The sequence below is a fragment of the Paenibacillus sp. J2TS4 genome, assembly GCF_018403245.1.
Lineage (GTDB): Bacteria > Bacillota > Bacilli > Paenibacillales > NBRC-103111 > Paenibacillus_L.
Window position 1 is genome coordinate 797,710 of record NZ_BOSH01000001.1, and the last position, 26,043, is coordinate 823,752.

At 48.0% G+C, this 26,043-nt stretch carries 15 protein-coding genes; 8 read left to right on the forward strand and 7 right to left on the reverse strand.

Annotated elements, in window-relative coordinates; translation table 11 throughout:
- Positions 1–249 precede the first annotated feature (249 nt).
- The 5 genes from KJS69_RS03520 to KJS69_RS03540 all read left to right on the forward strand — a co-directional run bounded on the left by KJS69_RS03520 (position 250) and on the right by KJS69_RS03540 (position 12,492).
- The gene (locus KJS69_RS03520) at positions 250–693 is read left to right on the forward strand and encodes an OsmC family protein (protein ID WP_213581598.1); all 444 of its coding nucleotides are present in this window, start codon (positions 250–252) and stop codon (positions 691–693) included.
- A gap of 676 nt (positions 694–1,369) precedes the next feature.
- Positions 1,370–2,002: a hypothetical protein gene (locus tag KJS69_RS03525; RefSeq protein WP_213581599.1), complete on the forward strand. Its 633-nt coding sequence runs from the start codon at positions 1,370–1,372 to the stop codon at positions 2,000–2,002.
- Between the two features lie 566 nt (positions 2,003–2,568).
- Complete coding sequence (locus KJS69_RS03530) at positions 2,569–11,202, forward strand: glycoside hydrolase family 94 protein (RefSeq protein ID WP_213581600.1); 8,634 nt, start codon at positions 2,569–2,571, stop codon at positions 11,200–11,202.
- Positions 11,203–11,794: 592 nt separating this feature from the next.
- A complete protein-coding gene (locus KJS69_RS03535; RefSeq protein ID WP_213581601.1) occupies positions 11,795–11,992 on the forward strand; it encodes a hypothetical protein in 198 nt (65 codons plus the stop codon).
- Complete coding sequence (locus tag KJS69_RS03540; protein WP_213581602.1) at positions 11,968–12,492, forward strand: phosphatase PAP2 family protein; 525 nt, start codon at positions 11,968–11,970, stop codon at positions 12,490–12,492. Before KJS69_RS03535 ends, KJS69_RS03540 begins: the two co-directional genes overlap by 25 nt.
- Before the next feature lie 10 nt (positions 12,493–12,502).
- Here the strand turns inward: KJS69_RS03540 and KJS69_RS03545 are convergent, their stop codons facing one another.
- Positions 12,503–13,339, reverse strand: a complete 837-nt coding sequence (locus KJS69_RS03545) for an AraC family transcriptional regulator (protein ID WP_213581603.1) — start codon at positions 13,337–13,339, stop codon at positions 12,503–12,505.
- 161 nt (positions 13,340–13,500) lie between these two features.
- Here KJS69_RS03545 and KJS69_RS03550 point away from each other — a divergent pair, with 161 nt between their 5' ends.
- Entirely contained in the window at positions 13,501–14,265 is a 765-nt protein-coding gene (locus KJS69_RS03550) for a sugar phosphate isomerase/epimerase family protein (RefSeq protein ID WP_213581604.1), read from the forward strand.
- Between the two features lie 20 nt (positions 14,266–14,285).
- The gene (locus KJS69_RS03555) at positions 14,286–15,368 is read left to right on the forward strand and encodes a Gfo/Idh/MocA family protein (RefSeq protein ID WP_213581605.1); all 1,083 of its coding nucleotides are present in this window, start codon (positions 14,286–14,288) and stop codon (positions 15,366–15,368) included.
- Positions 15,369–15,505: 137 nt separating this feature from the next.
- Here the strand turns inward: KJS69_RS03555 and KJS69_RS03560 are convergent, their stop codons facing one another.
- The 6 genes from KJS69_RS03560 to KJS69_RS03585 form a co-directional block, all read right to left on the reverse strand.
- Positions 15,506–17,005, reverse strand: a complete 1,500-nt coding sequence (locus tag KJS69_RS03560) for a response regulator transcription factor (protein WP_213581606.1) — start codon at positions 17,003–17,005, stop codon at positions 15,506–15,508.
- Entirely contained in the window at positions 16,998–18,788 is a 1,791-nt protein-coding gene (locus KJS69_RS03565) for a sensor histidine kinase (RefSeq protein WP_213581607.1), read from the reverse strand. Before KJS69_RS03565 ends, KJS69_RS03560 begins: the two co-directional genes overlap by 8 nt.
- A 73-nt stretch (positions 18,789–18,861) precedes the next feature.
- Positions 18,862–20,313: an ABC transporter substrate-binding protein gene (locus tag KJS69_RS03570; protein ID WP_213581608.1), complete on the reverse strand. Its 1,452-nt coding sequence runs from the start codon at positions 20,311–20,313 to the stop codon at positions 18,862–18,864.
- 25 nt (positions 20,314–20,338) lie between these two features.
- Complete coding sequence (locus KJS69_RS03575) at positions 20,339–21,307, reverse strand: carbohydrate ABC transporter permease (RefSeq protein ID WP_213581609.1); 969 nt, start codon at positions 21,305–21,307, stop codon at positions 20,339–20,341.
- 72 nt (positions 21,308–21,379) lie between these two features.
- Positions 21,380–22,309 carry an ABC transporter permease gene (locus KJS69_RS03580; RefSeq protein ID WP_249730334.1) on the reverse strand — a complete coding sequence of 310 codons (930 nt, stop codon included), beginning with the start codon at positions 22,307–22,309 and terminating at the stop codon, positions 21,380–21,382.
- 421 nt (positions 22,310–22,730) lie between these two features.
- Positions 22,731–23,657 (reverse strand): helix-turn-helix domain-containing protein, encoded by a 927-nt coding sequence (locus KJS69_RS03585; protein WP_213581610.1) that lies wholly within the window; start codon positions 23,655–23,657, stop codon positions 22,731–22,733.
- A gap of 180 nt (positions 23,658–23,837) precedes the next feature.
- On the opposite strand from KJS69_RS03585, the gene KJS69_RS03590 reads away from it, so the two are divergent.
- Complete coding sequence (locus KJS69_RS03590) at positions 23,838–25,592, forward strand: glycoside hydrolase family 35 protein (protein WP_213581611.1); 1,755 nt, start codon at positions 23,838–23,840, stop codon at positions 25,590–25,592.
- The last annotated feature ends 451 nt before the right edge of the window (positions 25,593–26,043 follow it).

The window sequence follows — 26,043 nt, forward strand, 5'->3', positions numbered from 1 at the left end:
ACGAATCGTAGTATGCTTAATCCGCGCAAAACGGACGGGTTTCGAACCTAACGAAACAGAGCAACGCTAATGTGACGAAAAAAGGGGAAAGTGAAGCGATATTCGGGAAATAACGATACAGACATTCGTTAAGGATCCAACCCCTTAATTTTAGTCTCCGTAACGTTACCAGAGTTCGTTAGATGGATCTATACCCAGTCAAGCACTGATTTTGAGATTGAGCCACAAACATACAAGGAGGTTTTATACATGGCTGTCCAAACGTTTAAAGCGTCCGCGCACTTGCAGCAAGGAATGGTAGTTAAAGCGAAATCCAGAAATTTTGAAATTACGATCGACGAACCCGCCTATTTGGGCGGGACAGATACCGGGATGAATCCCGTGGAGCTGGTTCTGTGTGCTCTGGGAGCCTGTCAGTCGATTGTAGCTAGAGTTTATGCGGGTAAATTTAACATCAAACTCGATGACTTCCGGGTGGAGCTGGAAGGCGATCTCGATACGGACGGCTTCATGAATAAATCCGATGTTCGCCGAGGATACTCGGATATCCGCTACAATATTTACATTAAAACCGACGCTTCCCAAGAGCAGGTGGAGCAATTTATTAGTTTTATTGAACGAACCTGTCCGGTCGGAGACACCATTGCCAATGAGGTCAATGTCCAATTAAACCGGATTATTATTGAAGAATAACGGAACGGGGAACTATATAAATTGAACTAATGAATAAATAGCTCATGAAGTGGAGAAAGAAAGATGCTTCCAGGGCGAGTTTTGGCTTTGTATTCCAACCATCCGAAGGCCCATCCATATAGAAGGAATCTGTTGTTTAGGGGTCCCCGAAAAGTACCTGGAATTGCTTCGAAGCTCATCTTCACTTTTTGGGGAAGGAGTATGATGTTTGAAGCTTCGGAGGCACTTTCCTTCGGAACGGAATGACAGCTATTCTTTAGTTCAACATATATAGAGACAGGCCTTGTCCGTTTGTAAAAACATAGCCATAATTTTATAGAGCAAGAGTAAAGAAAACAGATAAAGAGTAAACATGGAGATTAGAGGAAGAATAGGTTAGAATTTCAATGGTGCGTTATCGGTTATTGCTAACCGTTGACGCACCATTCGTCGTATATTCGGCAGATGATTCGCGATTCACTGTCCGGCAATAGATTTCGTGCAAGAGGGTGCTTTGCCGCAACATCAAGACCGGTCTACAAAATTCTCCGATAGAAGTTCTTCCCATTGTTGTTTTCAATCTCCTTTAATGTTGTCCTTGAATGGACCTCTATCTATTTTTCTATTATTGGCTGTCCCTTGTTTAGCTTCTTGAATATGCTGTATAGATCGAAATTAAGGAAAGGGAGACTGCGGTATGAAAAATCGTGGCTTGATCCCCTACTACAACCGCAACGGCTTTTCAGGAAAGTCTTCCTCCCCGTATTTTAATTCTAAGGTGCACCGGAAAGGGGAAGACGTGGGCAGACGATCGGCATATCGTAATAAAACTCGCATCGATCCGGTCGATTCGAGCGGGGCTTCCGATAAGGGGAAGACGATGTCCAAGTCCAGCTCGATCCATCCTAATCGAAGCGGACTAACAAGTGTGAATGAGAAGCTTCCCAAGAAGAATGAAGCGGATGCAGCAACGGAGAATAAATCCTCTGATGGTGGAGTGCGAGACAAGCGAGGGGCAAGAAAGGGGGATAAGAGGGAAGAAAAGAAAGAGGAAAAGAAAGAGGAACAAAAGGAGCAAGGATTGGCTGCTGCAAAGCATACTTCGAAGATCGCACCTTCCCGAAAACATGCTCCATCTGATAGTAAGATGAAAAGTACCCGAAGTGGTTATAAAGGAAAAAGTACAGGGAAAAGAGATAAAATCGAAGTAGAGAGGATGGATAGCCTCTTTAATGAATTGGAGCTGCTCGATGAGCATCAATCCGTCTCAGATAGCAGGTCGGAAAGTCGTTCCGTTCACAACCGCTCCAAGAAGTATGATAGGCAGTAAATCTCCTATCCCTCTCTTTTTCATTATTGAAAAAAAGTAACCTTGGAACCGGCCTATGCCTAATCCCCAAGTCCCCTGGAAGGGGGACTATTTTTCCACATAGGAATATTCAATCGCTTTACAGCGTTAATGTGGTGTGAAAAAAGATTTATATGAGCCATAAAAAGCTGCCTCTAATACCGGGTTATTCAACTCCGAAAAGGCTCCGTTAGGAGCTTATTTTTATTCCATTCTCTTTGGCTCCAAACCATAAGGAGCAGCTTGTAATCTACGGCATTCATTTTTGGTGTCGAATCGGCTTTCCTCCAAACAACTTCCTTCCAAGCAATCTCCATCCAACAACCTTATTCCAAAAAGTTCCTTATAATCAACTTCTATCCCGGGCAGTTTGAATATCCTTCGTAAATAAAACAGAGACTTTTTTGAACTCTCACTTAAAGGGAAAACAAACGAAATTCATAAAACAGAGACATTTTGGGAATATTTAGATTGAAATGCTCCCATTCATTGTGTGGATAAGCAATGATTTCGGAAAATACACTACAGACCTTCTTCTGGGGGGACTTATGATTTTTAACAATGATCTTTTACAGCAAAAAGCGCGCGAGCTTGCGCTAAAGCATGACACTCGCCCGGCCCTTCGTTCTGCCGCACGGCTTCGGACCAAGTTTAACGCGGACGTGGAAAGTCTGCGTTCGTTTGTTCGTTCTTTGCAGGAGGGTCATGGCCACTGCTCACAGCCGGCAGAGGAATGGCTGCTGGATAACGCTGAATTCATTGAGGAACAAGAGCTGACGGTTCGCGAGGAGTTGTCCGGCTCCGTTCTGCGGCGATTGCCGAGCCTGCGTAAAAGCGGGGAATTGCGGATCGAATCCGTTTGCGCCGATTATCTTGAACAAGTGGACGGCGTCGTGGATGTCGAGTCGTTCATGGTTTATATTCAAGCCTATCAGGAAGTCTCGGTGCTAACCGTGGCCGAGGTATGGATCATCCCGCTCATGCTGCGGGTTTCTTTAACCTCCCGGCTTGCCGCGGAAATGGAGCTGGTCCGGGAACGGCGGGAGGTATGTGTCGAGGTCCAACGTTTTCTGGAGCGGCTGGAACCAGCAAGAATCGATCCGGAACAGCTCAAAACCGCTTTGGACGAAGCTGGACAAGATATCCCGCTGGCCGGATCCTGGATCGTACACCTGGTCAGTCATCTGAGGGAATGGGCCGAGGATGCTTCTGTCGTACGGGAATGGTTAATTTGTAAATTGGAGAATGGATCGGAGAATCTCGAGCGTATTGTCTCTTACGAACATCAGCTTCAGTCCGGCTTTCAAGTGACCGCCGGTCATTTGATCAGCAGCTTTCGCACAGTGGAGCGGTGGAATTGGAGGGAAACGTTCGAACGGATTTGTCTGGTTGAGCAGACCCTTCGAAAAGATGGTACCGGGGTATACTCTCTGCTTGACGATTCGAGCAGAGATATTATTCGCAAGCGAGTGGAGGAAATAGCGTACCGATTGCGTGTCCCGGAAAATTTGGTCGCCAAACAAGCTGTAGAGCTGGCGCAAGCGGAACTTGCAAAAAAAGAGCCGGATGTTCTCAGCACGGCGACCGATGAAGCTCCGATGGAAGGGACCAGGACAAATAGCGGGTCATCCGGTTGCAAGGCTCACCCAAAATCTGTCGTGGAGATAAGAGAGAGAGCCGGTAATCTTGCTGATGATACTGAAAATCTTACGGATGAACCTCCCGTTAATCCGGCCGATCCTCCCGCGGACCATCTGGTCGGCGAGCTTCCGCCGAGACGAACGTTCGTCGCCTATTATTTACTGGAGCCCGCCGGAATAAAGCAACTGAGGCGTGCTCTTGCCATCTGCAGCGATACCCGTCTGGGGCCACGGCGGGCGGGGGCTGTTCGCCGGGAAACCGGCACTTACTTCAGCTGGCTTTCCATCCTGTTCGCCGTTGTCCTTATCGGCTTCTCCGCTTGGGTTGGAGCCGGACGCGTCCTGCAGCCGATCCATTGGTTTTGGATCGTGCTGGCTATGGCTTTGCCCGCCAGTGAATGGGCAGTTACCGCAGTACATTGGCTGATCGAGCGATTGACTCGTCCCCGGCCTTTGTTAAGGTATGATTTTTCCGCCGGAGTTTCCCGAGAGGCGAGCACGATGGTGGTTATTCCGGTTATTTGGTCGTCTCCCGAGGAAGCAGAAGAACTGGTGGACCGGCTGGAGCTGCACTATTTAGCTAACCGTGATCCTAATATTCATTTTGCGCTCTTGGGGGACTTTACAGACACAGACACGGAAACCACGCCGCAGGATCAGAAAATTGTAGATAGAGCTCGGGCCAAAATTGAAAAGCTGAATCAAACCTATTCCGGCGAAGACGGGACAACCTTTCATCTCTATCAGCGCCGCAGACAATGGAATCCTTCCGAAGGGGTCTGGATGGGCTGGGAGCGTAAGCGGGGCAAGCTGGTCGAATTTGTCGAGCTGCTGCAAGGAAGCAAGGATACAAGTTATCAGTTTGTATTCGGACAAGCCTCGGTGCTGGAACGAATTCGTTATATCATTACGCTCGATACGGACACTCAGCTCCCGATGGGGTCTGCTCAGCGAATGATCGGCACGATGCATCTGCCTTACAATCAGCCCCGTTTGAATGATACCCGGACTCGCGTGGTCGAAGGATACGGGGTCTTGCAGCCGCGAATCGGCATTAGTCATGAGGCCGCCATGAGCTCGCGTCTGGCCTATTTATGGTCAGGTGACCCGGGCATCGATCCCTATTCGTTTGCTGCATCGGATCCATATCAGGATGGGCTCGGGCAAGGTATTTTTACGGGCAAAGGCATATTCGACGTCGGCACATTCCAGCAGGTGCTGTGCGAGCGGATTCCGGACAACCATGTGCTTAGCCATGATTTGCTGGAGGGCGGTTTTTTGCGTGCGGGCCTCCTTTCGGACATTGAATTGATTGATGACTATCCTTCTACGTTCCGATCCTACCAATTGCGGCTGCATCGCTGGGTGCGGGGCGACTGGCAATTAGTATGCTGGCTGTTTCCCCGCATTTGTGACCGCCGGGGGATGCTGCAACCGATCGATTTGTCTGCTCTGACCCGTTGGCAAATCATCGACAACTTAAGAAGAAGTCTGGTTCCTCCAGGCTTGTTTCTCCTGTTGCTGCTCGGAATGACGGTTCTTCCAGGCGCTTCTGGCCGATGGTTGATCGTTGCCTTGATTACGTTATTGCTGCCGGCAGCCCGCCAATTAATAACGGGCCTGGGCCAAGGCTGGAATCCGCGCGGGCTGGTGTCTTCCATAGGCCAATCGCTTCTGACGATTTGGACACTGCCATATCAGACCGTGGTTTTGGTGGATGCGGCTCTCAAAAGCGTCTATCGGCTGTATGTTTCCAAAAAACGCCTGCTGGAATGGGTCAGCTCTGCGGAAATCGAAAGGCGGAACCAAGGGAAAAACGGAACAGAAATAGTAGGCTTAGGCGGGGGCATAGCTTTAATTGTTCTGTTCGCCGCGGCCTCTGTGGCGAGCAACGATCTGGGGATGATGTCGGCGGGGCTGGTTTTATGCGTTCTATGGGCCCTGGCACCATTCGGAGTTCGCTGGCTGGACAGACCGCCGCATCGCGCCATTCCGCGGTTTACGCAAGAGGAAGAGCGGCAATTGCGCATTCTGGCCAAGCAAATCTGGTCCTATTTCGAAGATTTTGCAGGACCCCAAGATAACTGGCTCCCTCCCGATAACATTCAGATCGAGCCTCCGAATGGAGCGGCCCACCGCACATCCCCGACGAACATCGGTTTTTTACTGACTTGTACGCTGGCGGCACGGGATTTCGGTTTTATCGATACCCGTGGGATGATTGAGCGTATGGAGCGGACAGTCGGTACGATAGAGCGGATGGATAAATGGCACGGCCATCTGTATAACTGGTACGATACCGTCTCCCTCGCACCGCTGCCGCCATTGTATGTATCGACGGTCGATTCGGGCAACTTTGTAGCCTGCTTGATGACGGTTAAAGAAGGATTGGCGGAATGGCTTCGCACCGAATTCAGAATGCAGGACATCCCGGATCGGACTATAAGCAACCACGTCCATGGGGCGTCGGTGGAGGAAAGGGAGGAAGCGGGTGTAAGCAGGCGGGGGTTAATGGCGATGGAGGAATTTGCCGTCGAGATAGAGCCAAGGGAACCAACTCCGGAAAAGCTTCCCCCCGTCCAGGGAGAGAGCCCTGATCCAACGGAGGAGACCCCGAAGGGAGATCAGGAACGATCTTCTGAACATTCGGAGGAGTGGGCCGCGCGCGGGAACGAATTAATCAACAGACTGGCCAAATTAATTGATGAAACCGATTTTCGCCCGCTGTATGACCATAAAGCCAAGCTGTTTGCGTTGGGATATCACGCGGATACGGGTGTGCGGGAAACGATACTATACGACCTTCTTGCATCCGAGGCGAGACAGGCCAGCTTCGTGGCCATAGCCCTTGGGCAAGTCTCGGTCTCTCATTGGTTCGCGCTGGGCCGGACAATGACTAAGCTCGGGAAAGAGGCCGCCCTGATTTCATGGTCCGGGACGATGTTCGAATATATGATGCCATGGCTAATCATGCGGACCTATCCGAATACGATCTGGGAACGTACTTACCGCGGGATTATAGACAAGCAAATTGAATATGCCCACAAGCGCGGAGTCCCGTTCGGCATCTCGGAATCGGGCTACTATGCCTATGATTATCAGATGAACTACCAATATCGGGCGTTCGGTGTTCCCGGTCTCGGCTTCAAGCGGGGGCTGGAACAGGACTTGGTGCTCGCTCCGTATGCGACCATCATGGCGCTGCCCTATGCTGCAAACCAAGGGCTGGAAGATTTGCGAAGGATGGAAGAGCTTGGAGCGCGGGGAAAATACGGTTTCTATGAAGCCATTGACTATACCCGCGAGCGGATGCCCCGCGACCGGGAATTTATCGTCATTCGCAGCTTCATGGCGCATCACCAAGGCATGAGCTTGCTTACGCTGGCTAATTTATTGCTGCCGCATAAAATGTACGACCGTTTTCACAGCGACAAGCGGGTTCAGGCTGCCGAGCTCCTGTTAAAGGAGCGTGCTCCTTTGCGTCCCAAAATAATGGAACGCCTCGTTATGGAAAGAACACCTCCGGAGACCAAGCTGGAATCGGTAGCTCCGCTTCGGGAATATTCTTCTCCGGACACTCCTGCGCCGGAGGTGTGCGTATTGTCCAACGGCGCCTATACGACCGTAGTGACCAACAGCGGCAGCGGGTTCAGCAGAATAGGCCCAATAGCCGTATCGCGCTGGCGCGAGGACCCGGCAGCGGACGACTGGGGAAGCTACATTTATGTCCGTGATGTAGCCGAGGATGAAGTTTGGTCGGCGACCTACCAGCCATGCCGCGGGCCGTCGGACGAGCAGCAAGCGCAGTTCATGCTGGAGAAGGCTGTCTTTACCCGGGAAAATCAGCAGATGCGGACGCAACTGGAAATCTGTGTCTCTCCAGAAACGAACGCGGAAATTCGCCGGCTGACTTTGACCAATCAAGGGAAGGAAACGCGGACCCTGGAGGTTACAACCTTCCTTGAACTGGTGTTGGCGCCGCCCGCTGCCGATGATGCTCATCCGGCTTTCAGTAAATTGTTCGTGCAGACGGAATATAGTCCGGAAGCCGAATGCTTGCTCGCCCAAAGACGGCCACGGGACGGAGGGGAGCAGACGATGTGGGCTGTTCATGCGTTGATGGCTTCGCGGCCGGACCGCGGATCGCTGGAATATGAGACGGACCGGGTCCGGTTCATTGGCCGCGGGCATACGTTATCCGATCCGCAGGAGATCCGTACGAGACTTAGCGGCACGTTGGGAGCGGTAGCCGACCCTGCGTTCGTTATGCGCAGGCAAGTAACGCTTGAACCGGGACAGCGAATGCAGCTGCATGCCGTCACCGGAGTCGCGGATACGCGGGAAGAAGCGATAGGAATAGTGAAGCGATTGAACCAGGAGCATTCCGTGGAGCGGACTTTTCAGCTGGCCTGGACGCGTGCGCAAATCGAGCTCAGGCATCTGCACCTAAAGGCGGTGGACACCGCTCTTTTCCAGACGTTAGCGGGCCGTGCTCTATATCGCTCCCACTTAGATGCGGAGAGAGCCAGGCGGATTGCCGACAATACGAAGGGGCAATCGGGGCTATGGGCTCACGGGATTTCCGGAGACCGGCCGATCGTGCTTGTCCGCATCGAGGATGCGGCACATCTGTCCTTTGTATCGAGACTGATCATGGGTCATGAGTATTTGGGCCGCCTCGGTCTGCCCCTCGATCTCGTCATCCTTAACGAGTCACTGGGCGGCTATCATCAGGACCTGCAGGAAGCGATCCAGCGTACGGCTGAACAAAGGACAGACCCCTACGGCTCCAGTCCGGGAACACTGTCTATCATCGCCGCGAACCAGCTTCCGGAGGCGGACAAGACGCTGCTTCTCGCGGCGGCCAAAGTAGTGCTGAATGCGGGGGGTCCCAGCCTGAAAGCCCAGCTTAGACGGGCGGGCGCTCCCGCAGGTCTTCCGGGGCCGCTTGTGGCATCGCGCGAAGAACAGCGGACCGTGGAGCCGGCCGGCCAACCGGCAGTCGGATCGGTCTCCAAGGCGACGGTCCGACCATCCGCGGAAGAGCCCCAGTCCTTATCCATGTTCAACGGCTGGGGCGGATTTAGCCCGGACGGCCGGGAGTACCGAATCGTCGTTAAGAACGGGAATCACCTGCCTGCGCCATGGATCAACGTCATGGCCAATCCGGGCTTCGGCACCTTGATGTCCGAGCTCCATACCGGCTATACTTGGTGGCGCAACAGCCGGGAATGCAAGCTGACGCCGTGGTCTAACGATCCGGTCATTGACCGTCCCGGAGAGATCTGCTACTTGCGCGATGAGGAGCGCGGCGAATTTTGGCAGGTTCCGCATTTCCGCACGGATTCTGCCAGCTCTCATACGGTCTCACATGGTCGGGGCTATACGCGTTACCATCAGGAAAGTCATGGCCTCGATCAGGAGATGACCGTCTTCGTGCCATTGGACGATCCGGTTAAGGTGATTCGTCTGCGGCTTAAGAACCGAACGGAAGAGAAACGCCGCCTCTCCGTAACGTATTATGCGGAATGGGTCCTCGGGGTGCAGCGGGAGGCCAACGCCTCATTCGTAGTAACGGAGTGGAATGATCGGCATGATGCTTTGTTCGCCCGCAATACGTATCAGGAATCGTTCCGTGAGGCGACCGCCTTTTTGACGATGGTCCGCCAGAAGGGCAAAGGAACTGATCCGTCGGATGCTTCGAAGCAGCGAACACACTCCGGGACTTCGGCCCCGGAGTTGTGCTGGACTTCGGACCGTGCGGAATTCTTCGGGCGCTTCGGGACGCCGGATCACCCCGCGGCAATGAGCCGCAGCTGCTTGTCGGGCAGGACGGGGACAGGGCACGACACTTGCGGAGCGCTTCAGGCTAAGCTGTCCATCGAGCCGCAGGGGGAACAGACGGTATATATTTTGCTGGGCTGCGGCGAATCCCGGGAGTCTGGGGCGCAACTGATACAGAAATATAGTAAAGCAGCGGAATGTGAAGAAGCGTTAACCCAGGTTCAGGCTTTCTGGGACCGTGTACTGGGACAAATTCAGGTCTCCTCGCCCAGCCCCGAAATGGATCTGATGGTGAACAGTTGGCTGCTTTATCAATCCCTTTCCTGCCGAATGTGGGCCCGTACCGCCTTTTATCAAGCCGGAGGCGCTTATGGCTTTCGCGATCAACTGCAGGATTCGCTGTCTCTGCTCCATTCTCTTCCGCATCTTACGCGTGCACAAATTATTCTCCACGCCTCTCATCAGTATATAGAGGGAGACGTTCAGCACTGGTGGCATGAGGAGACGGAGCGGGGAATACGCACCCGCTTTTCCGATGATTTGCTATGGCTCCCTTATTCCGTAACCCGATATCTGGAGCATACCGGGGACGATAGTATTCTGGAGGAAACCGCACCGTACCTGCGGAGCGAGCCTCTGGGAGAGGACGAGCACGAACGATATGAGGTGACCGTCACGTCGGAAGAGAGCGGGACGATTTATGATCATTGCCTTCGAGCTATCGAACGCTCCCTGCGCTTCGGTGAGCACGGACTGCCGCTCATCGGGATAGGCGACTGGAACGACGGCTTGAGCCGGGTAGGTGCGGAGGGAAGAGGCGAGAGCGTCTGGCTCGGCTGGTTTATATGCTACATTCTGGACCGCTTTGCCGAGCTGTGCGAACGCCGTGGAGATTCGGCCAGAGCTGAGCGCTACCGGGAGGTTCGCTCGAGTCTCGCCGCCTCGCTGAACGATCATGCCTGGGACGGACAATGGTATCGGCGAGCTTTTACAGATGCTGGCCAGTGGCTCGGATCAGTTCATAACGTGGAATGCCGAATCGATGCGATTGCCCAATCCTGGTCGGTTATTTCCGGAGCCGGGGAGGCGGACAAGGCGCGCCGGGCGATGCAGTCGTTTGATCGAAATTTGGTCGATCGCAGCCTGTCTGTCGTCTCGCTGCTCACTCCGCCGTTCGATCGCACGGACCCTTCTCCCGGATATATCCAAGGGTATCCGCCCGGCATTCGGGAGAACGGAGCGCAGTATACGCATGGCGTTCTCTGGAGTATTTTTGCCTGGTGTCAGTTGGGCAACGGGGATAAAGCGTTCGAGCTGTTTCACATGCTCAATCCGATTACCCATACCCGGACCCCAGGCGAAGTGAGGCGTTATGTCGGCGAGCCTTATGTCATGTCCGCCGACGTGTATACGACAGACCCGCACAAGGGGCACGCCGGCTGGACATGGTACACAGGTGCGGCAGGATGGATGTATCAGGCCTGCATCGAAGGGATTCTCGGCTTGCTTCGCCGGGGAGAACGGCTGTATGTTCGGCCTTGCATTCCGAGCGAATGGCCGGAGCTTGCTATTCAGTACCGCTTTGGGGACACTATGTACCGCATCACTATCCTTAATCCGGAGCGCAAGAGTCAAGGATTGACTGGTTGGTCGGTAGATGGTGAAGAGCAGCCATTGACGGAACGGAGTGAAGAAGAGGGAGCTGTAGTGGAACTGCGAGACGATGGTCAAGAGCATACAGTCGTCTTGACGCTGTAGTCTTGGCACCGCAGTTGCTTCTTTGGAACTGTTCTGCCCGCGGGATCACCCGTGGATAGAGCAGTTCTTTTTTTCGTCATATATCAAATTTAAAAGTTTCAGCTTCATGAATTATCAATATAAACGGCACTAGAGAAAGCTGCCGTTTCCGGTGCATCCAATCAACTAATGCCTCCGGTCCGGCCAAATTTTATGAAGGAATGCAAAAGTGCAGGCGATGGGTGACTTTTGTTCTCATTGCGAAGGATCTACTGCAAATATACAGTAGATTCGGCCATTTAGGCCCGAAAATAGCTGGATCGAAGAAATGGACTGTAAGATTGCAGTCGATAATCCCAAAAGAGCGGATTTCGATCAAAAGTACTGTATGATTGCAGTCGATTGCTCTAAACGCGCGCCGGGAGAGACGCGCGTGGCGGCGCTGGCATGGGAATGGTGCTCCTGCGCCCACGATTACGCTTTTGGTCGCTCCTCTTAGAAGGGCTTCGAAGGGAGATTTTTTTCATTTTAACAATCCGTTAATTTTCGCATAACACGGTCTTGAAGTTAGGCTGGGATAATAGGATCAAAAGGATGAATGGAGTGAACGATCATGAGCGCCATCGATATCCGCAAACTGAAAAAACTATTGTTCGTTTCGTTGTCCAGCCTGACTTTGCTCATTGTTGTCCATACAGTTATGTACCCGGAGAAATCGCGAGCCGGCAAGGGGACATGGATTAACGTTTCCGCAGGTGAGAAACTAAAGGAAAGAGGTGAATGTGGATGGCGAATTGGATCGGAAGGCTGAAGGAAAATGAAATTCGCCTGCTTTATTATATTAACCGGCGAATGAAGTCCCGATGGATGGACCGAGTGATGGGGGGAATCACTCACCTGGGAGGGGCGGTGTTTAACGTCGTTCTGCTGTTGGCACTGCCTGTTCATCCTGCGTTCGGATGGGATGGAATCGTCGCTTTAACGATGAGCCATTTGGCGGTTCAGGCGATCAAAAGATCCTTTAGCCGAACAAGGCCTTATGTCACCCTCCCGCAGCTGCATGCACCTACTAAATTGCTGGCCGACTTTTCCTTCCCCTCCGGTCATACGACAGCTATTTTCTCGGCCGTCACTTCCATCAGCCTGTCCGTCCCCGCTTTGGCCCCCCTCCTGTATTTCGTCGCCTTTCTTGTCGGCTGGTCCCGCATGTACCTTGGTTATCATTATCCATCCGATGTCATGATCGGAGCGATTACCGGCACTGGCTTTGCCGTCGCGGTTCACTATATGGTTAACCATGTTATCGGGTAGCCTGGTTTGGTCAATGCTGCATTCTTCGGCGGTATTCACTGGGGGAATACCCTAGTCGGGAACGAAACACGCGGTGAAAATACGAGTAGCTCTGGAAACCGCAGTATTCGGCGATTTGCTCCAGCGTCATCGAGCTGTACTCCATCCGTTCCCGGGCGATGGATAAACGGACCTCAATCGCATAATCGATGATGGATTTGCCGTGGATTTCTTTAAACAGATGGCTGGCCCGCGACGGGCTAATGCCTACATAATCCGCAACATTTTGTAAAGTCAGATTTTCCGTGGCATGCTGCTCCACGTATTCCTTCATCCGGTATGGAATGGAAGTCGAGGAAGATTTTCTGGTGGCTTGCTTGGATTCGTCGATGAGGCGGTCGATGGTCAGGCAAAGGATTTGACTGTAGCATTTTAAAATTTCATCGCTTTGATCGTGAACTCTCCTCTTTTCCTGTACGATCTGTCTCCAAATCGTCATGAGGCGTTCCCCGGAACCGACGTTAATTTTGGCAGGACGGCTGCGCATACTCCACCATTGATCGAACCAATCTCCTTCGACCATTAAATAATAGTCTGAACTGAGAATTTTGTTAAGCGGCTCTTGGGAATGAGGATTTTCATATCCGACAATCAGCTCATAAGGATCCGAAGGACACAACAGCAGCAAATCGCCGGGCTGAATCCAATGGTATTTGTCCCGAATCCAAATAAAGCAGTGGCCCTGAGTCTGCATCCGCAGCAAATAGCATTGCATTCCTTTTTTTTCGCTGATCGTAAGTGGCTTGTTGTGTCGGGAATACCCCGCGCTCAGGACATGCTTGTTCCCGGTAGGGGACAACTTATTCATGGCAATCGCACCTTTCCCAGCTAATCGTAGCAAGATAATTCATGAATTTAGTGGGATCATTCATTCTCATTATAGCCGTTCCCAGTATAGAATAAAAGCAGGGCCTCGACAGCCTTTCTTGAAATGGGAGCGTTAAATATTTCATGTGAAGGGGAATGAGAATGAAGCGAATGGGAATCGGACTGCAGATGTACACTCTCCGGGCAGAGACGGCGACAGATTTTACCGGAACCTTGCACAAAGTGGCTGCTCTTGGTTACGAAGGTGTAGAATTTGCAGGTTACGGAGGATTGTCACCGGAGCAGCTGAAGAGCTTGCTGGAGGAGCTTCAATTGAAATCGATTGGCAGTCATGTATCTATCCATGATTTAAAAGAGAAGCTGGATGAGATCGTCGAGATGAACGTCGCTATTGGGTCATCTTATGTCGTATGCCCCTTTTTAAATGAGGAGCAGCGTTCCGAGGGGGCCTTGCCCGACACCGTATCTGTGTTTACAAAGGCAAGCCATGAGCTCGGCAAGCATGGAATCCGCTTCGGTTATCATAATCACGCTTTTGAGTTAACAGAGACGATAGGCGGCGAAAGACTGTTCGACCGGCTGTTTGCTTTGATGGAACCCGAGGAATGTGTGGTGGAGATGGATGTTTGCTGGGTGCACCATGGCGGACAGGATCCGTTGGAGTATATTCGCAAATACGCGGGACGAGTGCCGTTAATCCATCTCAAGGACATGAGGACCTTGGAGGATGGCCAGGCCCAGACCGTTGAGCTGGGACAAGGGGAAATCGATCTTCAGGCAGTGATTTCGACAGCCGGGGAAGCGGGGGCGGAATGGTTAATTGTAGAGCAGGATCATTGTCAGAACCCTCCTCTGCAAAGTGTTGAAACCAGTATCCGCTGGCTGCAAGCCAATTACATAAACTAATTTATAGGGAGGATCAAACGATGACGGCTAAATATCGGGTTGGAATTATTGGATGCGGAGGCATTGCCAACGGCAAGCATATGCCGAGCCTGGCTGCAATTGATAAGGTGGAGATGGTCGCTTTTTGCGATATTCTTCCGGAGAAGGCTAAGGAGGCTGCTCAAAAATACGGAACTCCCGAAGCTAAAGTATATGAAGATTACAAGGAGCTGCTGGCGGACAGCTCCATTGACATCGTGCATGTCTGCACGCCTAATGATTCGCATGCCGATATTACTATCGCGGCGCTCGAATCAGACAAGCATGTGATGTGCGAGAAGCCGATGGCCAAAACGGCCGCCGATGCCAGAAGAATGGTGGAGGCCGCCCAAAGAACAGGCAAAAAGCTGACGATCGGATATCAAAACCGGTTCCGCACCGACAGCCAATATTTGCATCAAGTATGTGCAGACGGCGAACTGGGGGATATTTACTTTGCCAAAGCCCATGCGATCCGCCGCCGTGCGGTTCCAACGTGGGGCGTCTTTCTGGATGAGGAGAAGCAAGGCGGCGGACCGCTCATTGATATCGGGACTCATGCGCTGGACCTGACCCTTTGGATGATGAACAATTATAAGCCGAAGGCCGTTCTGGGGACCGCTTTTCATAAGCTCTCCGGTAAGGAAAATGCGGCTAACGCCTGGGGACCTTGGGATCCGCAGGAATTTACCGTCGAGGACTCCGCTTTTGGCATGATAACGATGCAGAACGGTGCGACCATTATATTGGAATCGAGTTGGGCGCTTAACATGCTTCAGGCCGGCGAAGCGAAGTGTACGCTTTGCGGAACGGAAGGCGGAGCCGATATGTGGGACGGACTGACGATTAACGGTGAGAAGCGGAGCCGGCTGTATGAGAATAAAATTTCGCTGCAGAGCGGCGGAGTCGCTTTCTATGAAGGTAAGTCGGTCAGCGCGGCGGATCTGGAGGCGAGATTGTGGATCGAAGCGATTGAGAACGATACCGATCCTGTAGTTACCCCTGAGCAAGCCTGTGTCGTCTCGGAAATCCTGGAAGCCATCTACGAATCATCCAGAACCGGCAAAGCCGTTTACTTCGATTGATCCGATGTCGCTATAACACAAAGTTAGGCCAAGGAGGCTGTTCTCTATGAGGACAGCCCCTTGTATTCACATTATAAGTTTATAAGCAGCCGTTGGATACGCAGAGGTTAAGATTCGGGTAAATGCTATGTTACGGCTTATAGGTTTCGCCATTCTGTTGGTGTTGTGCCGACATTCCTTTTAAATTGTTTATAAAAGTAAGCGGTATCTGAATAGCCGACTCTTTTGCTTATTTCTCCGGTCCGTAAATGTGTTGTTTTTAATAGTTCCTTTGCCTTTTCAAGCCGGTAGCGATTGATGTATTCAGAAAATACAACCCCAATTTCTTTTTGAAATAGCTGTCCTAAATAAATGGGATTGACATGGAAACGTTGACTTAATGTTTTTAATGATAACTCGTTATGATAATGCGTATGCATATACTGGAGAACATTTTGCACAATCGGACTGCGATTATCTTGCTGATGATCAATTGTATTCATTAATTCACTGCAATAATCAAGTAAAATATTTTTCATTTGCTTGATGTCGGCAGCAAATACAAGTCTTTCAATGGCAGCCGTATGATTGTAGTGCTTCACATCATGGATGGAATGATAGATATAAGAAACTAAATCAATCGTATATTTTCTTGCTACCGCTGGTGCAAGAAACGGTTTATTTTTTTTCATCGTTTCATAATATTTTTCAATCTTCTCAAGCAAACTTTGCTCGGCGTTCAAAATTCGCTTCACCATTTTGGTCTTAAGGCGCTGCAGGTGATTTAAAAGTTTTTGCCGATTCATATGAACTTGATTGGAAATAAGAGTATTCAATGGCAAGCAGACTTGAAACAATGAAAGCTCTCTAGCAAATAAATAGCTGTCCTCCAGTTTTTCCATCGAGTCCACAGCCTGACCCATGGATAAATAAAAATGGCCGATCGCCTTATTTTGTAATACAGAAACGAGCTGCTGATTGTATAAATAAAGCTCCTGCTCATTTTGCCCGGAAAATATAATAATCAGTTCTTGGTCAGGATTATATAAGCAGGAGGCTAAATATTGCCGCTCAATTTCACTTCGAAGGCTTTTTCTGACCTCTATGTTGTTATTATTCTCAAATTGAATAATCGAAACATTGTAATGCGGCTGCGCAACATTCATTTCATACAAAGAGAGCCTCTCATGCCATTCATTTTTATTAATTTCGCCATTTAGCAAGCGCCATAACGTATTATCCTTCAAAGTGGTAAATTCCGCCTCCAGCACTTCTTTGGAGGATGAATAGAACTTTTGGCTTACAGCCTGGATTGTATTTAACAATTCCTCTTCATCAACAGGCTTTAATAAATAATTTTCAATACCAAGCATCATGCCTTGCTTCACATAAGTAAATTCTCGATATCCGGATAAAATAATGCATTTTATATGAGGCTGGATTTTTTTGGCTTCTTCAATTAATTCTAAACCTGACATTTTCGGCATTAAAATATCGGTCACTAACAAATGAATGAGATTTTCGTTTACATATTCAAGCGCTTCTTTCCCATTTTCCGCAATTTGTATAATTTCAAATCCGTAGTCTTCCCAGTTTAACAAGGCCTGCAATCCTTTCGTAATAAGCGGCTCGTCATCTACAAGAAGGACCTTATACATCGTCATTCACCACTGCAGGGATTAAAATCGTTACGATCGTTTCTTTGCCAGGGTTACTTTTTAGTGAAATACCGTATTGCTTTCCATGTTTCAGCATTAAACGTTGCTGGACATTTTTTAACCCAATGGATTTCATCTCAACATCCTCTTTATTATTGATATGATCTTGAATCGATTGCAGTTTTTTTTCTTGAATGCCAATCCCGTTGTCTATTACTTGAATTTCGATTTTCTTTCCCGCTTGGCGGGCGCTTATTTGTAAAAAATTATCCTTTTGATCCTTGCGAAAACCATGGACAACATAATTTTCGATGATCGGCTGAAGAATCAATTTTTGGATCGGTGTGCTTTCGATTGTTGTAGGAATCTGAAAATCTGTTTGCAGCTTATTTGGATATTGTAACTTCATCAGCTTCAAATATTGACTCGTATTTTCAATTTCTTCATGAAGTGGAACCATTTCTTTCGATTCCAATGTATAACGAAGCAGTCGTGACAAATGATAGATCATATGACTAGACGTTATTGAACCATCGACCACTGCGGCCATTCGAATAACCTCCAATGTGTTAAAGAGAAAATGTGGATTAATTTGCGACTGTAACGCTTTTAATTCCGCCTGCTGTTGCTTTATGTCAGCAATGTAATAGCGCTCAATATAGTCATTTAATTCATCAAGCATGGAATTAAAACTAATCGCGATCGTCGCTAATTCATCATCATGCCTCGATTCTGGAATACGGACAGTTAAATTTCCGCTTTCAACTTCATGAATCGTTGCATTAATTTGTTTTATTCGTGCTGAATAATTTCTCATAAATGTGTAAGTCATTAAAATCGCAATAATCGTCGAAAGGACAATTAATATCCACATCGTTCCTCTTACAAAGGTTAATTTATTCAGCTCTTTTTGTGGAATGACGCTTACATATGTATGTTCTCCCATAGAGGCTAATGAATTGACATAGTACGTATCGCCATTTAGCTCCATCCGATTCTCGTTTATTTCATGATGTACTTTTTTCGTAATGTCTATTGGCACACCTTGATTAAACGAATAAACAATCTTTCCTTTCTCATCCAGTAAAAAGAAAGATGATCTCACTTCTGCATTTTTCTTCTTTATAATCTTTTCTAGCCCGTCAGTCGTATAAAAAATCGTCAGCTCTCCGATTTTTTTTAAAGAAACCGGATTGTTAATTCGCACCTTCTTAATGATCGTATCTTTTAGAACCCGCTCAACAGGCTTCTGCACCCGTATATCGGGTTGGTATCCGGCTGTTTCGGGTACTTGCCGCTCCGCTACGACACTTTGAGTCCAACGCCCATTATCGTAAATAAACAAATACTCGATTGCAGGGTAATCTTCCGAAGTTAGTGCTGCAGCATTAATATCGTTATCTTGAGTAAAAAGACCATTAAAATACGTATTGATGTTGCTCGGAATAAACGTTTTGCTCTCTGTAAATTTATCCAGCCGATATTTCGTATAATCTTCATAACCATTATGTAATGCATAAATGATGTCGGCTATCATATCCTCCCGATTATAAAGATTTCTAATGACACTATTTATGTCAGACTCCTTATTGGAAAAATAGTCCTCGACCCTTTCAAGTGTCCGCGTATTTAAATTCATTTCTCTTTGAATAATGATATCGGAATAATAGTTGGTGATTGTAATAATTAACACAATCACCGTCACAATAATCGTAATCGAGGAGGTCAGCAATAGCTTATTAAAGATTTTCTGTTTAAATGTTGGTTTAGAATGGGTAGTCATGTCTGTTCCCTCCCCGAATTAAGACTTTAAAAAAAACAAGCTGGAATATGACATCCAGCTCGATCACTTCTGTTTATTTTTTATTCTTCCATTCGTCATATTGTTTTTGGATCTCTTCCATTACTTTATCGAGCCCGGCCTCTTTTAATTTTTGATTAAACTTGGGCAAGTATTCTTCCGGATCAACAGAACCAGTAGCCAGTGATGGGAAGAATTCCTTCGATACGTTGGAAATCGAAGCGATCTCTGCCCTTACCGGATCGCTATCAAAATGGAATCCTAGAGTTGGCGCCGGTTTAGCTCTTTCATTAAACTCTTTAAAGGTATCCCATTTGTCAGCGGGATCTTCTTCATAGAGATAGAGAATAAAATGGTTTCCTAAAGAATAAGTTGGCAAATTGTAGTTTTCTACACGTGCTGGAAGATCTTTAATCGTTCCATCGTCATTTTTTTCGTAGTGGACTCCTTCGATTCCTTTATCCACTAGATTTCGCAAGTAAGGATCTGTATTAAGCAAGTTCAAAAATTTCATTACCATTTGAGGATTTTTAGAAGTTGTTGAAATGGCTTGGATGGCTCCTGTTACAGAGCTATTGTATGTCGTAGGTTCTTCAGCCGGTACAGAAACAACATCATATTTAGCTGAACGAGTCCAAAGCAAATCTGCATAGGGCTGGGAATCACCCATGCGTACAAACCAGTTTTCTACATCCATTGGCCAATTATCTTTACTTGTTGCGGCATCCGATTTAACGTAGCCTGCTTGATAATATTTATGCATTGTTGTATACGTTTGCATGGTTAAGTCTGTCTCAAAGAAGTTAATAACGTGATCCGTGTCTCCTTCTAACGGGAATGCAAAGGGTAGTTCGCCTGTAATGACATAATCGTATGGGAGGAACGCTTTGAATGTCGCAATAGGTGTAACCCCCGGCTCGTTTTCTTTAATCACTTTCAGCATTGGCTCCAGGTCTTCAAGCATTTTTACTTGAGTTATATCGAAGTTGTATTTATCTACTAAACGTTTATTAAATGTATAAACCGTTTGTCTGGCAGCTTCTTTATTCGATGGAATTCCATAGAGCTTGCCATCTATTCTAGCACCTTCGATTAGCGCGGGGTCCAGTGCTTCTTTTAATTCTTTTCCATCTGTTTCGAGCAAATCGTCAAGGGCCACGAATGCGCCTTTCTGAGCATCTTGAATATAGTTTCCACCGCTTGTAAAGCCTAAATCAAATGGCTCACCAGAAGAAATGATAACCTGCATCTTTTGTTCATAATCGCCCCAGTCAATTTGTGTCATTTTAACTGTAGCATTAATTTTTTCCTTCGTATACTTATTGACCTCTTCAAATACTTTTTCAGTATCCTTCTGGGGTGTTCCAATCGTATACCATTTGATCTCATATGGTTTGTCACCATTTCCACCGCCACCAGCGGATTCCTTTTTATCACTGCCGCAAGCGGCAAGGATGGTTCCAAAGCTTAGGACGAGAACGAATAGAAGCAAAAGCTTTTTCCTCATGTTAACTCCCCTTTCGTGTTCATTATTATTCTTTAACGCCACCGATCGTTAATCCACTAATAAAGTACTTTTGGAAAAATGGATAGGAGACTGCGATCGGTAATGTGGCAACTACCACCATAGCCATTTTGGCAGCATCGGCAGGAATCGTGTTAAATAAGCTTTGCTGCATCGCGCTTATTTCAATGTTTTGCCTCATAAATTCAAGATTTGCTTCAATCTTCATCAGCAATGATTGCAATGGTACAAGACTAGGCTCATCAATGTATAACAAAGCGTTAAACCAATCGTTCCAATAACCTAGCGTACTGAATAAGGCGATTGTCGCAATGCCCGGTAAAGAAAGCGGAAAAACAATTCGGTAAAATATTCTCCACTCACTGGCACCATCCATTCTGGCCGATTCTAAAATCGCTTCTGGAACCGATCTCATGAAGAAGGTACGCATAATAATGATATAAAACGCATTCATCGCAAGCGGCAAAATCAAGGCCCAAATCGTATTTTTCAAACCAAGAAACTGTGTTGCCACGATATAGCTTGGGACTAACCCACCGCTAAATAATAATGTGAAGAAGGCAAGAAATGTGAAAAATCTTCTATATTTAAATTGTTGTCTGGAAATCGCATATGCATAAAAGGTGATTAACGCTAAGCTAATTAGCGTTCCTACGATCGTAATAAAGATTGTAACCCCGTAGGAACGAAGTAACTGATCCTTAACGGCCCACAAATATTTATAAGCATCTAGACTCCATGCTTTCGGGACAAGCTGGAAGCCTTCTTTCACTATGGTTGTTTCATCTGTAAAGGATATGATAATAACGTAGATAAACGGGAAGATACACATGAATGTAAAGATCCCTAATAGCAAACTCATAATCCAGTTTGTTAGCGGATGAAAATGATGATAGTTATGATATTTTTTCCTTTTTATAGGGTGTCCTTGTATCGTCTTCACGATAGAAACACGTTTACTATCTTGACTCCTCATAAGGCGCGCTTTCCCCCCATCAATAAATTTGAGTATTCCATCGCCTATTGCATTTATCTCCGTCGAATGAAGCTAAAATAATGCATTATCCTCGTCAATTTTTCTGACAATATGGTTCGTTAACAGTACAAGCACAAGGCCGACTGCTGACTGATAAAGACCGGCTGCTGTACTCATTCCGATATCTCCAATCGTCATTAAACCACGATAGACGAATGTATCAATTACGTTCGTAACAGAGTACAAGGCTCCTGAATCACGAGGCACTTGATAAAATAATCCAAAATCAGAATTGAATATCTTTCCGACGTTCATAATCGTTAATATAATCATAAGGGGTTTAATCATCGGCAAGGTTATATGACGAATTTGCTGCCATTTCGTCGCCCCATCCATCATGGCTGCCTCATAATACGTTCTGTCGATCCCGACAATCGCAGCTAGATAGACGATACTTCCGTAGCCGATACCTTTCCACATACTCATAAACACGAGGATGAACGGCCAGTATTTCGGCTCGTTATACCAAGAAACCGCATCGATATTAAACCAGCCAAGAACATTGTTGAGCAAACCTCGGTCAGCGCTTAAGAAGGTGAATACGAAATAACTGACAATCACCCAAGATAGGAAATGCGGGAATAGCATACCGGTTTGATAAAACTTGGCTAGTTTTTTATTGGCCAGTTCACTAAGGAGGATAGCGGCTGTTACTGCTGTAACAAGCCCAAGTACAATAAAGACTAGATTATACAAAATAGTATTCCTTGTAATAACAAAAGCGCTATTCGTACTAAAGAGATAATTGAAATTATCCCAGCCAACCCACTTACTATTCATAATGCTGGCAAAAAATCCGTCAGGATCTATTCGAAACTTCTTAAAAGCGATAACAGTTCCAAACATAGGCAAATAGGAAAATAACAGAAACCAAATTGTTCCCGGCAATACCATAAGAATCCAGACGCGATTCTTATACATAATGTGCAGTGTCTCTTTCAAGTTCCTCCTTGCCCTCCTTTACTTGAAACATTGTAAGCACTTTCATATATTGATTATAAAAAAGAGCATCTTTCTTTAGTAGTTGACTTATTTCAGATTCACTGGAGAAATTAAATAATTTGCTGCTGAGCCTCTCAACATTGCGGTCATCGCCGGAGGAGCACCACAAGATTGACATGCAGTAGGTCAATTTTAAGAAATGCCGGTTTATAGGAAGAAGACGTGCAATCATGCACGTCATTCCCTGTCAAAAGCCAAAAATCGGCCGAATGACTAAATTTACCTGCACAACTGTATGTCTTTAGCTAATTTCAACTATAAAGCTTACAATGACGTGCATATTTGTATGTTTTTTGTAAGTGATCGGGGAGGGTCTTACCATTTTGCGCCAGCGAGACTAGACGGGTGATCTTGTCGACCTTCAGGGATTTGTAGGCTTATTATCATTCAGTAAAGTGTACTTAGGACGAAACTGGCTGGGAGACTTGCCGACCCAACGGCGGAATTGTCTCGAGAAGTGGCTGATGGATCCGAAGCCAAGCCGGGAAGCGATGGCTTCAATAGTCATATCGCTGTTGACCAACAGCTCCTTCGCTTTATTGAGCTTCAACCGGCTTAAATATTGTCGCGGGGGAATTCCGTAAATTTTGGTAAAAATTTTGCTGCACTGACTGCGGCTAAGATGGAGCTCCTCCGCAATAGTTGAGACGGACCCGGCAGTAAGCACCATGGATTGCAGTCTTTCTGCAATGATATGGGCGGTATCCGCTTCGTTCTGGGTGGCGTCTTTATGGGGAGCGGGCAGATCGGAACCGCTTTTGCCGGATGACAGAAAAAGAACGATTTCCCTGACGATCAGCAGGGTGAAGGCTTGAAGCGCGATTTGGTTGTCATAGGTAAGCTCCAGACGGGCGTCGGGGCATGAAGGCAAGCTGTTGTCGGACAGTAAACTCCGCTGCAGCAGTTGCTCGATTTCCTGAATGTATCGGGACAGGTTCGTTTGCAAGGCTTCCTCCTTGGTCAAACGCCCGTACGGGGAATGGCTTAACCGTTGGCGCAGCTTCGGATCATCGATGTCAAAATGAAGATTAAAGAAAGAATAGGGCTCCTCTGATTTATTTTCCATTTCATGCCGCACCCCGGACTTCAGCAGCAGCCAATCTCCTGCATGCAGTTGCAGCTTGTGCCCATTAATTATATGGGTTACACTTCCGCCCCAGCAATATAAAAGCTCAAACAGATGGTGATGGTGATTAGGGAACGACCACCCGGGAGGCTTCACGCTGAAGTGGCAGCCGACGATTTGTAAAGTGCTGGTCATGTTGGGGAAATATATATCGATGTTCATCACGGTCACCCTTTACCTGCAGAGATAGGACAGACATGCATATTTCTGTAAAAATTATAACATGGATGCGACACAAATGTACAAAAACAGGGATGGTTTGCTAATTGTACAAATAGGCTCAGCTTTCTATTATGAAGGTAACCTGATTTTAATATGGATATAGAAAACGGAGGCTGCTCTATGGGACAATTTGCGATTAGCGGGAATCAATTTACGTACGATGGAAAACCGATTCAACTTCTGTCCGGGGCGATGCATTATTTTCGGGTCGTGCCGGAGTATTGGCGGGATCGCTTGCTTAAGATGAAAGCCTGCGGTTTAAATACCGTTGAAACTTATGTCGCATGGAATATTCATGAGCCTGAGGAAGGGCAATTTAACTTCAGCGGCATAGCCGATCTGGTTCGTTTTATTGAGATTGCCGGCGAGCTCGATCTGCACGTTATTGTACGCCCCAGCCCTTATATTTGCGCGGAATGGGAATTCGGCGGCCTGCCGGCCTGGCTGCTGGGTTATCCGGATATGAAGCTTCGTTGCTATCATCAGCCTTTTCTGGATAAAGTCGATGCATACTATGACGTGCTGTTGCCGAAGCTGAAGCCTCTGCTGTGCACGAACGGCGGACCGATTATCGCGATGCAAATTGAGAACGAATACGGCAGCTATGGCAATGATAAACGTTATTTGGAGCATCTTAAAGAAAGTATGATTCGACGTGGAATGGATGTGCTGCTGTTTACATCCGACGGTCCGACTGATGTTATGCTGCAGGGCGGAATGGTGGACGGGGTGTTGGCTACGGTCAACTTCGGTTCCAGAGTGGAGGAAGCTTTTGCCAAGCTGGAAGAATACCAAGCGGGCAAGCCGCTGATGTGCATGGAATTTTGGAATGGCTGGTTTGACCATTGGGGGGAAGAGCATCACACCCGAGACGCCAAGGATGCTGCGGCTGTATTGGACGATATGTTGAAGGTCGGGGCTTCGGTTAACTTCTATATGTTCCATGGCGGGACGAACTTCGGGTTTTACAATGGAGCCAACTATGGCGGATTTTATGAGCCGACGGTAACCAGCTATGACTATGACTCGGCTTTGAGTGAGGAAGGAGAGCGGACCGAGAAATATTTCGCTTTCCGTGAAGTCATTGCGAAATATGCCAAGGTGGATGAGTCGATTCTACTGGAGCCGGTAAAGAAGAAGAGCTATGGGCGTGTGGAATTGACCGGGCAAACGAGCTTGTTTGACAGCTTGCCAGCCCTTTCCCAGCCCGTGGCCCGGACCTGTCCGGAGCCGATGGAGAAGCTTGGCCAGAACTACGGCTTTATTCTGTACACGACCCATGTATCGGGACCGAGGGAGAAGGCGAAGCTGGTTCTTCAGGATGTCCATGACCGGGCGCTGGTTTTTTTGAATGGTGAGTTCCAAGGGGTACTGGAGAGATGGGATAAGGAGGGCAAGGTCGAACTGGAGATTCCGAAGGAAGGGGCCGAGCTCCGTATTCTCGTAGAAAATATGGGCAGGGTCAATTACGGGCCCAAATTAAAGGATTATAAGGGAATTACCGAAGCTGTGCGGCTAGGCTATCAGGCTCTTTACCACTGGACTATTCATCCTCTCCCATTGGACGACTTGACCGAGCTGGTGTTTCAAGAGGGAGAGGGAACTTTTGCTCCCACAGGGAAGCCTGTATTTTACAAGGGTACTTTCCAGGTGGACGTGGCTGCGGATACGTACTTGGATATGTCTGGATGGACTAAAGGGGTGGCTTATATCAACGGCTTTAATCTGGGCCGCTATTGGGAGCGCGGTCCCCAAGAGACGCTGTACATTCCGGGTCCCTTATTAAGGGAAGGGCAGAACGAAATCATCATCTTCGAGCTGCATGGAACGGGCGAAGCGGCTGTTACTTTGACGGATCAACCTAATCTGGGATAAAACTAAAGAGCCTCTCCTCCTGATTCGGGACGGGGAGGTTTTTGAGTGGTTAGCGACTAGGTGAGGGGGCATGAAGAGGGCGGATTCCTGAAAAGCGACTTCGTTGATTTGGATCAGGACCTTCTCCTTCTTAATTCAGCTCATGGACTGAAGCACAAATCGGTTGCTTCTCCAAAGGACTAAAGCACAAACCGGTTGCTTCTCCAAAGGACTGAAGCACAAACCGGTTGTTTCCCCGAAGGACTGAAGCACAAACCGGTTGCTTCTCCAAAGGACTAAAGCACAAACCGGTTGCTTTTCCAAAGGACTGAAGCACAAACCGGTTGCTTCTCCAAAGGACTAAAGCACAAACCGGTTGCTTCCCCAAAGGACTGAAGCACAAACCGGTTGCTTCTCCAAGAACTGAAGCAAAAACCGGTTACTACCTCCAAGGTCTGTCAAACAATACGTG

What these genes read in the sequence shown, in the direction of transcription:
- KJS69_RS03520 (WP_213581598.1), top strand. Translation starts at nt 250, where the DNA reads ATGGCTGTCCAAACGTTTAAAGCGTCCGCGCACTTGCAGCAAGGAATG.
- KJS69_RS03525 (WP_213581599.1), top strand. Translation starts at nt 1,370, where the DNA reads ATGAAAAATCGTGGCTTGATCCCCTACTACAACCGCAACGGCTTTTCA.
- KJS69_RS03530 (WP_213581600.1), top strand. Translation starts at nt 2,569, where the DNA reads ATGATTTTTAACAATGATCTTTTACAGCAAAAAGCGCGCGAGCTTGCG.
- KJS69_RS03535 (WP_213581601.1), top strand. Translation starts at nt 11,795, where the DNA reads ATGAGCGCCATCGATATCCGCAAACTGAAAAAACTATTGTTCGTTTCG.
- KJS69_RS03540 (WP_213581602.1), top strand. Translation starts at nt 11,968, where the DNA reads ATGGCGAATTGGATCGGAAGGCTGAAGGAAAATGAAATTCGCCTGCTT.
- KJS69_RS03545 (WP_213581603.1), bottom strand. Translation starts at nt 13,339, where the DNA reads ATGAATAAGTTGTCCCCTACCGGGAACAAGCATGTCCTGAGCGCGGGG.
- KJS69_RS03550 (WP_213581604.1), top strand. Translation starts at nt 13,501, where the DNA reads ATGAAGCGAATGGGAATCGGACTGCAGATGTACACTCTCCGGGCAGAG.
- KJS69_RS03555 (WP_213581605.1), top strand. Translation starts at nt 14,286, where the DNA reads ATGACGGCTAAATATCGGGTTGGAATTATTGGATGCGGAGGCATTGCC.
- KJS69_RS03560 (WP_213581606.1), bottom strand. Translation starts at nt 17,005, where the DNA reads ATGTATAAGGTCCTTCTTGTAGATGACGAGCCGCTTATTACGAAAGGA.
- KJS69_RS03565 (WP_213581607.1), bottom strand. Translation starts at nt 18,788, where the DNA reads ATGACTACCCATTCTAAACCAACATTTAAACAGAAAATCTTTAATAAG.
- KJS69_RS03570 (WP_213581608.1), bottom strand. Translation starts at nt 20,313, where the DNA reads ATGAGGAAAAAGCTTTTGCTTCTATTCGTTCTCGTCCTAAGCTTTGGA.
- KJS69_RS03575 (WP_213581609.1), bottom strand. Translation starts at nt 21,307, where the DNA reads ATGAGGAGTCAAGATAGTAAACGTGTTTCTATCGTGAAGACGATACAA.
- KJS69_RS03585 (WP_213581610.1), bottom strand. Translation starts at nt 23,657, where the DNA reads ATGAACATCGATATATATTTCCCCAACATGACCAGCACTTTACAAATC.
- KJS69_RS03590 (WP_213581611.1), top strand. Translation starts at nt 23,838, where the DNA reads ATGGGACAATTTGCGATTAGCGGGAATCAATTTACGTACGATGGAAAA.